General features: G+C 71.9%; 9 protein-coding genes. 8 read left to right on the top strand and 1 reads right to left on the bottom strand.

All coding sequences use genetic code 11. From position 1 onward, the window contains the following. From ACLZOT_RS46755 to ACLZOT_RS46745, 3 genes are all read left to right on the top strand, one after another. On the top strand, window positions 1-1,520 hold a 1,520-nt coding region (locus tag ACLZOT_RS46755; RefSeq protein ID WP_416975376.1), incomplete at its 5' end, for a tetratricopeptide repeat protein. After that, window positions 1,517-3,322 carry a sulfite exporter TauE/SafE family protein gene (locus tag ACLZOT_RS46750; protein ID WP_416975375.1) on the top strand — a complete coding sequence of 602 codons (1,806 nt, stop codon included), beginning with the start codon at window positions 1,517-1,519 and terminating at the stop codon, window positions 3,320-3,322. The genes ACLZOT_RS46755 and ACLZOT_RS46750, both read left to right, overlap by 4 nt. 41 nt (window positions 3,323-3,363) lie before the next feature. Beyond that, complete coding sequence (locus tag ACLZOT_RS46745; RefSeq protein WP_416975374.1) at window positions 3,364-4,944, top strand: serine/threonine-protein kinase; 1,581 nt, start codon at window positions 3,364-3,366, stop codon at window positions 4,942-4,944. A 19-nt stretch (window positions 4,945-4,963) separates the two neighbouring features. Here ACLZOT_RS46745 and ACLZOT_RS46740 read toward each other — a convergent pair whose 3' ends face one another. After that, window positions 4,964-5,761 carry an SGNH/GDSL hydrolase family protein gene (locus tag ACLZOT_RS46740; protein WP_416975373.1) on the bottom strand — a complete coding sequence of 266 codons (798 nt, stop codon included), beginning with the start codon at window positions 5,759-5,761 and terminating at the stop codon, window positions 4,964-4,966. 321 nt (window positions 5,762-6,082) lie between these two features. Between ACLZOT_RS46740 and ACLZOT_RS46735 the strand changes: the two genes are divergently transcribed. The 5 genes from ACLZOT_RS46735 to ACLZOT_RS46715 all read left to right on the top strand — a co-directional run bounded on the left by ACLZOT_RS46735 (window position 6,083) and on the right by ACLZOT_RS46715 (window position 11,990). Further along, window positions 6,083-7,291, top strand: a complete 1,209-nt coding sequence (locus ACLZOT_RS46735; protein ID WP_416975372.1) for a S8 family peptidase — start codon at window positions 6,083-6,085, stop codon at window positions 7,289-7,291. Window positions 7,292-7,845: 554 nt separating this feature from the next. Further along, window positions 7,846-8,718 carry a glycosyltransferase family 2 protein gene (locus ACLZOT_RS46730; RefSeq protein ID WP_416975371.1) on the top strand — a complete coding sequence of 291 codons (873 nt, stop codon included), beginning with the start codon at window positions 7,846-7,848 and terminating at the stop codon, window positions 8,716-8,718. Then, complete coding sequence (locus ACLZOT_RS46725) at window positions 8,715-9,932, top strand: glycosyltransferase family 2 protein (RefSeq protein ID WP_416975370.1); 1,218 nt, start codon at window positions 8,715-8,717, stop codon at window positions 9,930-9,932. The genes ACLZOT_RS46730 and ACLZOT_RS46725 overlap by 4 nt, the downstream gene beginning before the upstream one ends. Beyond that, the gene (locus ACLZOT_RS46720; RefSeq protein ID WP_416975369.1) at window positions 9,929-10,729 is read left to right on the top strand and encodes a polysaccharide deacetylase family protein; all 801 of its coding nucleotides are present in this window, start codon (window positions 9,929-9,931) and stop codon (window positions 10,727-10,729) included. The genes ACLZOT_RS46725 and ACLZOT_RS46720 overlap by 4 nt, the downstream gene beginning before the upstream one ends. 142 nt (window positions 10,730-10,871) lie before the next feature. Beyond that, complete coding sequence (locus ACLZOT_RS46715; RefSeq protein ID WP_416975368.1) at window positions 10,872-11,990, top strand: DUF5925 domain-containing protein; 1,119 nt, start codon at window positions 10,872-10,874, stop codon at window positions 11,988-11,990. Window positions 11,991-12,043 lie beyond the last annotated feature (53 nt).

The following is a 12,043-nucleotide window of genomic DNA, read 5'->3' as shown; positions in this document are numbered from 1 at the left end:
CGGCTTCGGCTTCGGCTTCGGCTTCGGCTTCGGCTTCGGCTTCGGCTTCGGCTTCGGCTTCGGCTTCGGCTTCGGCTGGGCCCAACTCCGAGACGTCCTCCCCTGTTTCGGCCGACGGCTCCGCACCTCATACCCCCACCGACCTCGACCCCCGAGTAGCCGCCGTCCGCCGCGCCGGCGCCGCGGGCCGCCGCTGGCGTTCCCTCCAACTCGGCGCCTGTGCCGCGATGTTGGCGGTGGCACTGACCGGCGGCGCAATCGCCGTCGGCGCGATGAAGGACGGCAGCGCAGCCCCCGTGGCAACGGCCGCGGCCGTCTCCCCCGGCCTCCTCAACAGCGGCGACATCGACAGCGCGATCACCGCGCTGCAAGCCCATCTCCGAGCACAGCCAAGGGACTTCGGCAGCTGGGCCACCCTCGGACTCGCCTACGTGGAGCAGGCCCGCACGAAGGGCGACCCCTCCCGCTACCCCCAGGCGGAGAAGGCGTTCGCGAAGTCCCTCGGCCTCTCCTCGGACAACGGCCAGGCGCTCGCGGGCCGCGCGGCACTGGCCGCGGCCCGCCACGACTTCCCCGGCGCACTGAAGTACGCGGACCAGGTCCTCAAGGACAACCCGTACAACGAGCGCGCCCTATGCACTCGCATCGACGCCCTGGTCGAACTCGGCCGCTACGACGAGGCGTTGACGGCGGCGGAGACGGCGGACACCCGCCGCCCGGGCATCCCGGTGTTCACCCGCTACGCGTACGTCCAGGAACTCCGGGGCGACGTCACCACCGCCCGCCGCGTCCTGGAACGAGCCCTGGCGAGCTCCACGGCGAAGGGCGACATCGCCTACGTCGCCAGCCAGCTCGGCCAACTCGCCTGGAACCAGGGCGACTACGCGACGGCCCTCACCGACTACGCCCGCGCCCTCACCGCCGACGAGGACTACCTCCCGGCGCTGGAGGGCCGCGCGAAGGCACAGGCGGCGAGCGGCCAACAGGCCGAAGCCATCAAGGGCTTGGAGGCGGTGGTCGCCCGCTATCCCCTGCCCGCCCCCTTGGTGGAACTCGGCGAGCTGTACGAGGCCCGCGGCGCGGACGGCGACAAGATGAAGGCCGCCGACCAGTACGCCCTGGTCGACGCGTGGACCGCCCTGGCCCGCGCCAACGGCGTGAACGCCGACCTCGACACGGCCCTCGCGGCGGCCGACCACGGCGACAAGCAGGCGGCCCTGCGCGCGGCGCAGGCGGAGTGGGACCGCCGCGAGACGGTCCACACGGCGGACGCCCTCGCATGGGCGCTGCACGTCAACGGCCGTGACACGGAAGCCCTTCCGTACGCGAGGAAGGCCACCGCGACGGGCTACCGCAACGCGTCCTTCCGCTACCACCAGGGTGTCATCGAGAGTGCCACCGGCGACAAGAAGAACGCCCGCGCGCACCTCGCCGACGCCCTGGACCTGAACCCCGGCTTCTCCCCCCTCGGCGCCCGCACCGCGCGCGCCACCCTCAAGTCGCTGGAGGCGAACCAGTGATCTCCCGTCGTCTGTTCGCCTCCGGTGCGGCCGTCCTGACGGCCGGGTGCGCGCTCGCGCTCCTTCCCACCGCCAACGCGAGCGCGCACCCACTCGGCAACTTCACGGTCAACCGGTACGACGGCCTGGTCGCCGCCCCCGGCCAACTCCGCGTCACGCACGTCGAGGACCTCGCCGAGATCCCGGCTACCCAGGCGAAGCCCACGATCGAACGCCTCGGCGGACTGACCCCGTGGGCCGAGCAGCGCTGCGCGACGGCCGCCGCCGACAGCAAGGTCACCGTCAACGGCGGTGCGGTGACGCTGACTTCGGCGTCCGCGAAGGCGGTCGTACGGCCGGGTCAGGCTGGCCTGGACACCCTGCGCGTCGAGTGCGAGCTGAACGCCCCGCTGCCGAAGGCCGATTCGGTCGCCCTCACCTTCCACAGCGCGGGCGCCTCCACGGGCCCCGGCTGGCGGGAGATCACGGCGCGCGGCGACCGGATGACGCTCTCGGGCTCGGACGTCCCCGAGAAGTCGGTGTCGCGCGAACTCACCTCGTACCCGCAGGAGTTGCTCTCCTCCCCCGCTGACACGACGTCCGCCGCGACGACGGTACGGGCGGGCGGCCCCGCTCTCGCCGCCGACGAGGACGAGCGGACCGCCCCCGGCGCCGCCATCCTCCCGCGTGGCGCGGACCGTTGGACCCAGGCGCTGGACGACCTCGTCGCCCGCCAGCACCTCACGTTCGGCTTCGCGGCGCTGGCGATCGTCCTCGCGATCTTCCTGGGCGCGATGCACGCGGTCGCGCCGGGCCACGGCAAGACCATCATGGCCGCGACCGCCGCCGCGCGGGGCGGCAAGGCCCGGATGAAGGACGTCCTGCCGCTCGCCGCGTCGGTCACCGTCACCCACACGATCGGCGTCGTGGCCCTCGGCCTCCTCGTCACGGCCGGTTCGGCCGCCGCGCCCTCGGTCATCACCTGGCTGGGCCTCGCGAGCGGCGCGCTGGTCGCGGTGGCGGGCGCGACGCTGCTGCGCCGGGCCTGGAAGAACCGGGGGCACGGGCACGGTCACAGCCACGGCCATGGCCACTCGCACGACCACGGGCACGGGCACGGGCACGGGCATGCCCACTCACACGGCCACGGGAACGGTCACGAGCACGTTCACGGGAACGCTCACGAGCACGGACACAGCCACCCCCACGACCATTCCCCCACCCCCGCTCCCTCCCGCCAACTCGCCTTGGTCGGTGCCGAACCCACCCCGGCCACCGCCGTCACACTCCCCACCTCCCCCACACACGATCACGCTCACGAGCACGTTCACGGGAACGGTCACGAGCACGTTCACAAGCACGCTCACGTGAGCGATCACGAGCACGCTCACGACCACCCGCACCCCCACAAGCACGACCACACCCCCCACGCCCACACGCACACCCACAACGGCCACACCCACACCCACTCCACCGCCCCCACCCTCCGCGGCACGATCCTCCTCGGCCTGGCCGGCGGCATGGTCCCCAGCCCCTCCGCCGTGGTCGTCCTGGTCGGCGCCGCGGCCCTCGGCCAGGCATGGTTCGGCCTGCTCCTGGTCGTCGCGTACGGCATCGGCCTCGCGCTCACCCTCACCGCCGCGGGCTTCGCGGTGGTCCGGCTGGGCAGCCGGGTGTCGCGGCTGCTGGACGAGGGCCCGCGCTGGACGTCCCGCCCGGTCGTCGCCCTGATCCGCCGCAACATGCCGCTGTGGTCCGCGCTGATCGTCGTCGCGCTCGGCGTCGGACTGATGCTCAAGGGGGCTGCAACCGTAGTGGGCTGAGCTACTTTTGGGAGTGTTCGCGAGGGTGCGAAGGGGGCGCGATGACGGAGGAACCCGGTGGCGAGCGGCTGATCGCGGGCCGCTACCGACTGCAGTCCCCGCTCGGTCAGGGCGGGATGGGTACGGTGTGGCGCGCGCGGGACGAGGTCCTGCACCGCGAGGTGGCCGTCAAGGAGGTACGGCCGCCCGCCGGGCTGTCCGCGCCGGAGATCGAGCGCATGTACGCCCGCCTGGAGCGCGAGGCGTGGGCGGCGGCGAGGGTCGCGAACCGCAACGTGGTCACGGTGTACGACGTCGCGATGCAGGACGGCCGGCCGTGGATCGTGATGGAGCTGGTGCGGGGCATCTCGCTCGCCGAACTCCTGGACGCGGAGGGCCCGTTGGCTCCGGCGCGGGCGGCGTACGTCGGTGCCGAGGTGCTGTCCGCGCTGAAGGCGGCGCACGAGGCGGGGGTCCTGCACCGGGACGTGAAACCGGCGAACGTCCTGCTGTCGAACGACGACCGGGTCGTCCTCACGGACTTCGGGATCGCGACGGTGGAGGGGAGTTCGGCGATCACGATGACCGGCGAGGTCATCGGCTCCCCCGAATTCCTGTCCCCGGAGCGGGCGTTGGGCCGCACCCCCGGTCCGGAGTCGGACCTGTGGTCGCTGGGCGTCCTGCTGTACGCGTCGGTCGAGGGCCACTCCCCGTTCCGGCAGGACACTCCACTGAGCACGCTGCGGGCCATCGTGGACGAGGAGTTGCCGCCTCCGCGCCGGGCGGGTCCGCTCACGCCGGTCATCGAGGGCCTGCTCCGCAAGGACCCCGTCGAACGGCTCACCGCGGGCCGCGCGGAGCAGGACCTGAGGATCGTCGCGGCGGGCGGTACGGCGCGTACGGTGCCGTACACGCCGACGATCGTGCCGCCGGCCCCGCCGCCGCCCCCTCCGACGTACCAGCAGCCGTCGTACCAACCCCAGCCCCCCACCGAGCCGTTGGTGCGCGACCAGCCGGAGCCCTCGGGCGGGAACCGGCGTGCGGCGGCCGTGCTGATCGTGGGGGTGCTGGTCGTCGCGCTGGCGATCGGCGGGCTGACGTACGCGCTGCTGAACAACAAGAGCGGCGACGACAACGAGGCCACGGGCGGGCAGCAGACCAACAGCCAGTCGCAGGGCGTGAGTTCACCGCCCGCGAGCGCCACGAGCGAGAAGCCCTCTCCCACGCCGGAGAAGTCGACGAAGACGCAGGCGCCGCCCCAGTCGGTCTCGGTGACCGTCACCGGCAAGGGCACGGAGTACTCGGGGACCTGCCCGCCCCCGAACTCCCAGGCCCCGGCGTTCACGGCGACGTTCACGGTCGGCCGGGTGCCCGCGACGGTGTCGTACCGCTGGGTGTCGAAGGACGGCGAGGCGGTCGACTCGGGCTGGCGGACACTGGAGTTCGCCGACGGAGGGGACAGGTCGCAGCAGGCGCGGGTGTTCCTGACGACGGGCGAGGGCAGCGGGACGTTCGAGAACGAGCTGTGGGTGGAGGTGCGCCGGCCCGCGAACGCGAAGTCCAACTCGGTGCCGTTCTCGGTCACTTGCGAGACGGAGACCCCGTCGGGCGGAGCCTCCCCCTCGCCGTCGCAGACTTACTGACGACAGATCGGAAAGCTGATCAGTCGTTGGCGTTGAGCACCGGCAGATAGCCGCCGGACTGGCCCGCCGCCGTCGGGTGGTACGACTCGCCGATGTTCAGCAGTTCGAGGCTGTGCAGCCAGGAGCTGCCCGAGCAGATCTCGTGCCCGGTGAAGGTGGTGCGGACGTCGCCGAAGGCGAAGCCGTGGTCGGCGGCGCGTTTGGCGATTGCGGCGTCGATGTAGTCGGCGGCGCCGTTGATGGCGCTGCGCTTGGCCCCGGAGAGGCCGAGGCAGGTCGCGCCGAGCTTGTAGAAGCGCGGGTAACCCAGCACGACCACATGGGCGTTGGGTGCTTTGGAGCTGATCGCGCTGTACACGCTGTCGAGCCGGCCGGGGAGGGTCGAGTCGACGTACGACTTGGCGGTGTTGATGCGGCCCAGGCAGGTGCTGTCGCTGCCGAGGACGCAGGTCGTCATGACGTCGGCGAAGCCCGCGTCGTTGCCGCCGATGCTGATGGAGACGAGGCCGGTCGAGGAGTTGAGCCCGCCGAGCTGGCTCGACAGGACGTCGCTGGTGGTGGCGCCGGAGCAGGCGGCGAAGGTGAACGAGGACGGCGCGTGGGCGGCGTTCCAGAGGTAGGGGTACGCCTTCGTGCTGCGTTTGCAGTCACCGCTGGAGCTGATGTAGCTGCCCGCTCCGACCCCGGAGGAGTAGGAGTCGCCGAGGGCGACGTAACCGCCGGTGGCGGCCTGTGCGTTGCCGGCGGTGCCGGTGAGGGCGGCGGCCGCGGCGAGAAGCGTCGCACTGACGAATACGGCAAATCGGGAACGTCTCATGGAACCTCCCTTTAGCAGCATGTCTGCCACAACTGTCGTAGCAACTACGCGTGTTGACGGGAAGTGCTCATGCCAAGACTTTCGAGGGCCTATCGGGACCGTTTTCGGCCGCTTTCCGCTCACTTGATTTCGTGCACATGTCAAGTTTGTTGACAAGCACCCAACTGCCTTGTTCTACGCACGTAGATGGCGGAGCCTTTACTTCAGCCGCGAACGGAACGCGACGTTCAGCGGCTGTGTGCGTGCGACCTCGCGCGCATCCCCCACAGACGCCCTCCCCCACCCAGGGAGCGGCGCCGCCTAGAGGAGGACACCCTCGCAATGGCACAACTGCGTAGTCACCAGGCCCGGTTGACCGCCGCCGTCACCGTCGCGGCGGCCGCCCTCGCCGGCGGGCTCACCGCGCTCCCCGCCCAGGCCGCCCCGGCCGAGGGCAAGGTCATCGCGGCCGGCTCCCCCACCGCCGTCAAGGACAGCTACATCGTCACCCTGAAGTCGCAGACCGGCCTGAAGTCGGCCTCGGCGGCGGGCAAGGGCCTCATCCAGGAGTACGGCGGCAAGGTCGACAAGACCTTCGGCGCCGCGCTCAACGGCTACACCGCGACCCTCTCCGCGCAGGAGGCCCGCAGACTCGCCGCCGACCCGTCGGTCGCCGCCGTGGAGCAGAACCAGACCGTCCAACTGGCCGACACCACGCAGTCCAGCGCCCCTTGGGGCCTCGACCGCGTCGACCAGGCCGCGCTTCCGCTGTCCGGCACCTACACCTACCCGGACAGCGCGGGCGGCGGCGTCACGGCGTACGTCATCGACACCGGCGTCCGCATCACGCACGCCCAGATCAGCGGCCGCGCCTCCTACGGCTACGACGCGGTCGACGGCGACACCACCGCCGCCGACGGCAACGGGCACGGCACGCACGTCGCGACGACGATCGCGGGCTCGACGTACGGCGTCGCCAAGAAGGCGAAGATCGTGGCCGTCCGGGTGCTCGACAACAGCGGCGGCGGCACCACGGCGGGTGTCATCGCGGGCGTCGACTGGGTGACCGCGAACCACTCGGGCCCCTCGGTCGCCAACCTGTCGCTCGGCGGCGGCGCATCCGCCTCGCTGGACACGGCGGTGCGCAACTCCATAGCGAGCGGCGTCACTTACGCGGTCGCGGCCGGGAACAGCAGTGCGAACGCCTCCTCGTACTCCCCGGCCCGCGTCACCGAGGCGATCACCGTCGGCGCCACCACCAACACCGACGCGCGCGCCAGTTACTCCAACTACGGCTCGGTGCTGGACATCTTCGCGCCGGGGTCCTCCATCACGGCCGGCTGGTACACCAGCGACACGGCCACCAACACCATCTCCGGTACGTCCATGGCGACCCCGCACGTCGCGGGTGCCGCCGCGGTCTACCTGGCGAACCACACGTCGGCCACCCCGGCGCAGGTCGCCACCGCACTGGTGTCCGGGTCCACCACGAACGTGGTGACCAGCCCCGGGAGCGGCTCTCCGAACCGGCTGCTGAAGCTGGTCCCGTAATACCCGTAGTACCCGTAATACCCGTACATCTCAGGTGATGTCACTCTTCCCCGGAGGCGCCCCACAGCCTCCGGGGAACTCCCATGTCAGGGCCGTGATTCCGGGATTCTTTCCGGGTCGGGCCGGGAACCGATGACGGACGAGAGGACGTGTAACGGTCAAACGAACAAAATCGTGAGCCCTCCCTTCAGGTCTTGCCATACGGGCTCATTCATCAATACCGTCGTACATCTCACTCGCATCGGACCGTCGGACGCGGCACCAGGGGAGGGCTCAGGGACCGCGGCGGCACCGGAGCGGGAAGCGCGGTAGGGGGGTGCCGAGCCCGGTCCCGCAAGGGTCACCGGGCCGTGCCGCGCGGTCGGCCGCCGTAACCTCCGGCGGCCGTCAGCTTTGCCAGCTCGCCCGGTTGACCCGGGCCGGCGGACGCGACGCGCTCACGTCGCCTGCGCCGCGCCCTGGTCGCTCCCGGGCGAGAAACCCCCCTTTCGAACCGGACTTTCAGCCGGGCCGCCCAGGGGCGGGCGGTCCGCCGGACGAGAGGGACCAGACTCATGAGTTCCGTTCTGCAACCGGCGACGACAGGCCAGGACCGACTGGCCGACTCCACCGCCACCACCTACCGCCCGATCTCCTCGCACCTGGCCATCACACCGCCCGTGAGCGTCGTGATCCCGGCGATGAACGAGGCGGAGAACCTTCCGTACGTCTTCAAGACGCTGCCCGACTGGATCCACGAAGTGGTCCTGGTCGACGGCAACTCCACCGACGCGACCGTCCGCGTCGCCCGCGAACTGTGGCCCGGCGTCAAGGTCGTGGCGCAGCAGGGGCGCGGCAAGGGCGACGCCCTGATCACCGGGTTCGAGGCGTGCAGCGGCGACATCATCGTGATGGTCGACGCGGACGGCTCGGCCGACGGCAACGAGATCGTGAGCTACGTCTCCGCGCTGGTCTCCGGCGCCGACTTCGCCAAGGGCTCGCGGTTCGCCAACGGCGGCGGCACGGACGACATGACGTTCATCCGGTGGCTCGGCAACCGTGTGCTGTGCGCCGTCGTCAACCGGAAGTTCGGCGCCCGCTACACCGACCTGTGCTACGGGTACAACGCGTTCTGGCGGCACTGTCTCGACAAGATCGACCTCGACTGCACCGGGTTCGAGATCGAGACCCTGATCAACATCCGGGTCGTCAAGGCGGGCCTGAAGGTGCAGGAGATACCGAGCCACGAGTACCTGCGCATCCACGGCGTCTCCAACCTGCGGGCGGTGCGCGACGGGCTGCGGGTACTACGGGTCATCCTCAAGGAGCGCTGCAACCGGCGTGCCCTGCGCAGCCGTCGGCGCAGGTCGCCGCTGCTGGACGTGGCTCCGGGGACCGACACGGGTACGGCCCTCGGTCTCGGCCCGGCCCCGGGCGACGCCTCGTGACCCCGCTCGACATCTCCGTGGTGATCTGCGTCTACACCGAGGACCGCTGGGACGACGTCCTCGCGGCGGTCGCCTCGGTGCGGGCGCAGAGCCACCCGGCGCGCGAGATCCTGCTCGTCGTCGACCACAACCCGGCGCTCCTGGACCGGCTCACTCTGGAGTACAAGGAGACCTCGGAGGTACGGGTCCTGGCCAACGCCGGTCCGCGCGGGCTGTCCGCCGGCCGCAACACCGGCATCGCGGCGTCCTCCGGTGAGATCATCGCCTTCCTCGACGACGACGCCGTCGCCGAACGGGACTGGCTGCGCCGGTTCGCCGACCCGTACAGCGACCCCCGGGTCCTCGCGGTCGGCGGGCGCTGCGAGCCCGTCTGGTCCTCAGGTCGTAGACCCGTGTGGTTCCCGGAGGAGTTCGACTGGGTGGTGGGCTGCTCGTACCGGGGGCTGCCGCCCGGCCGGGTCCGGGTACGCAACATCCTCGGCGGCAACGCCTCCTTCCGGCGCAGCGCGTTCGACCTCGTCGGCGGGTTCGCGAGCGGCATCGGGCGCGACGGCGACAAGCGGCCGATGGGCGGCGAGGAGACCGAACTGTGCATCCGGCTCGGCCGCGAGAGACCCGACGCGATCCTCCTCGTCGACGACCGGGCCGTCATCCACCACAAGGTCCCCTCGGCCCGCGAGCACTTCGCCTACTTCCGCACCCGCACCTACGCCGAGGGCCTCTCCAAGGCCCTGGTCGCCCGCAGCGTCGGCACCGACAAGGGCCTGGAGTCCGAACGCCGGTACACGACACGGGTGTTGCCCGCCGGAATCGTCCGGGGCCTGCGCGACATCCTGCGCGCGAGGCCCGGCGGGGCGCAGCGAGCGGGCGCGATCGTCGCGGGCGTCCTGACGGCCGCCGGCGGCTACGCGGTGGGAACCGTCCGCGCCCGCCGCAACGGCACGACTTTCGCGGTGATACCGATCGACCGGGCAACGGTGGCCGCGGACAGGACGGTTGACGCGGAGACGAGCATTGGAGGGACGGGCATCGGAGGGACGGGCATCACGGAGACGCCGCCCGCGGAGGAAACCGGCATCGCGTCGGCCTCGACGTCCGAGGAGACCGGCATCACGGCAGGTCCGGCCGCAGAGGGCACCGGCATCACAGCGACCCCGCCCGCAGCCGACCCGCGCGACCGAACCACCGTGTACGACGGCGAGGGCGCCCCATGACCGACACCCGCGTCCCCATCCTCATGTACCACGCGATCTCCGCCGAACCCAGCCCCGAGACAAGGGAGTTGTCGGTCTCACCGAAGGCGTTCGCCCGGCAGATGGACCTGGTCGCCGAGCAGGGCCGCACCCCGCTCACCACGGCCGGCCTCGCGGCGCGCTGGCGCTCCGGCCGCCCACTGCCCCCGCGCCCGGTCCTCATCACCTTCGACGACGGCTACGAGGGCGTCCACCATCACGCCCTCCCCGCCCTCGCCCGACACGGCTTCCCGGCCACCCTGTTCGTCTCCACCGGCTGGATCCGGGGCGCGTACGACACCGGCGGCGCCCTCGACACCATGCTGGACTGGGACCAGGTACGCCAACTGGCCGACGCGGGCGTCGAGATCGGCGGCCACAGCCACTCCCACCCGCAGCTCGACCAGTTGGCCGACGGCGCGCTGCGGGGCGAGCTGACCCGCTGCCGGGACCTGGTCGCCGAGCAACTCGGCGCGCTGCCCGTGTCGTTCGCCTACCCGTACGGCTACTCCGACCGCCGGGTACGGGTCGCCGTCCGCGAACACGGCTTCGCCCAGGCCCTCGCCGTCGGCAACTCCCTGGCCCGGCGCGGACAGGGCCCGTACGCCCTGCGCCGGGTCACGGTCCGCCGCCGCACCACGGACGCCGACTTCACGCGTCTCCTCGACGGCCACGCCATCGGCCGCGCCTTCGCCGGGGACCGCGCGCTGACGAAGGGGTACGCCCTGGTACGCCGGGCCCGCCGGGCGGGGCGGAGAGCGGCGGGGGCGCTGGGCTGAGGCGCGGGCGGGGCGTCGTACGACGGTAGGGGGGTACGGGGGCAGGGGGCGGGGGCGGACCCTGGTACCCCCTACCTCAGAGGTACCTCCCCAGGCCGGAAACCGCGTGCACGCACCGCCCCCGTGCCGGATCATGGCGGACATGTCTGCCCAGCGCCAGCACGACTCTGCCCAGCGCCCGCACGACGCCCTGCCGATCCGGCTCACCGTCGACGACTCCGACTCGCCGCCCGACGTCGTGGACGTGCTGTTCCTGGGCCGGTTCGCGACGGGCGAGCAGCCGTACTCGCACGCGGCGAACATCGACCGCGTCCGCTCCGGTGCGACACTGCTGCCACCCGGCGCCCAGATCCTGCGCATCGCCCGCGACGACGACCGCAGCACGACCCTCGCGGAGGGCGACGGCTGGACCGTGCTGGTCTCCCGCTGGAACCAGGGCGCGGACGTCACGGTCACCGCGACGTCCCCCGAACTCGCCGAGAAGATCCTCGGCGAGGCCACCGACGGGGCGGCTGACGAGCCCGAACCGCAGCCGGAGAACGTGACGATGGGGTTCTGGTACGTCTCCCCGAGGCGCGGCCCGCACCGCACCACCCGCCAGATCTCGGCGGGCACCTGGGAAGAGGTCCGCCCCAACTACACGGCCCCCGTGGCCGAGGCGATGGACACCCTGATGCGGACCACCCCGGAGGACATCGCCGGCCGGCTGCTCCTCCTGCACGGCCCGCCCGGCACCGGCAAGACCTCCGCGCTGCGCACGCTCGCCCGCGCCTGGCGCGACTGGTGCCAGGTGGACTGCGTCCTCGACCCCGAGCGCCTCTTCAGCGACGTCGGCTACCTCATGGACATCGCCATCGGCGAGGACGACCCGGCCGGCAAGTCCCGCTGGCGCCTGCTCCTCCTGGAGGACTGCGACGAACTGATCCGGGGCGAGGCGAAGCACACCGCCGGCCAGTCCCTCTCCCGCCTCCTCAACCTCACGGACGGCCTCCTCGGCCAGGGCCGCAACGTCCTGGTCGGCGTCACCACGAACGAGGACCTCGAACGCCTCCACCCCGCCGTGGTCCGCCCCGGCCGCTGCCTGGCCCGCATCGAGGTCGGCCCCCTCACCCGCCCCGAAGCGGTGAAGTGGCTCGGCACGGACGAGGGCATCGGCCGCGACGGCGCCACCTTGGCAGAGCTGTACGCCCAACGCCGGGGCACGTCCCCAACCATGCTCCCGGAACCGAGGGGCGACGCGGAGTCGGGGCTGTACCTGTAGCGCTCAGGGGGTAGCCCTCACGAGGTAGCTCTCGGGCTGTAGCTCGCAGGGTG

The sequence above is a fragment of the Streptomyces sp. 4F14 genome (assembly GCF_048159485.1).
Classification (GTDB): domain Bacteria; phylum Actinomycetota; class Actinomycetes; order Streptomycetales; family Streptomycetaceae; genus Streptomyces.
This window is presented reverse-complemented; position numbering and strand designations above follow the sequence as displayed.

Excerpts from the sequence above, each read along its gene's own strand:
- ACLZOT_RS46720 (WP_416975369.1), top strand. The coding sequence starts at position 9,929 with ATGACCGACACCCGCGTCCCCATCCTCATGTACCACGCGATCTCCGCC.
- ACLZOT_RS46730 (WP_416975371.1), top strand. The coding sequence starts at position 7,846 with ATGAGTTCCGTTCTGCAACCGGCGACGACAGGCCAGGACCGACTGGCC.
- ACLZOT_RS46735 (WP_416975372.1), top strand. The coding sequence starts at position 6,083 with ATGGCACAACTGCGTAGTCACCAGGCCCGGTTGACCGCCGCCGTCACC.
- ACLZOT_RS46740 (WP_416975373.1), bottom strand. The coding sequence starts at position 5,761 with ATGAGACGTTCCCGATTTGCCGTATTCGTCAGTGCGACGCTTCTCGCC.
- ACLZOT_RS46745 (WP_416975374.1), top strand. The coding sequence starts at position 3,364 with ATGACGGAGGAACCCGGTGGCGAGCGGCTGATCGCGGGCCGCTACCGA.
- ACLZOT_RS46715 (WP_416975368.1), top strand. The coding sequence starts at position 10,872 with ATGTCTGCCCAGCGCCAGCACGACTCTGCCCAGCGCCCGCACGACGCC.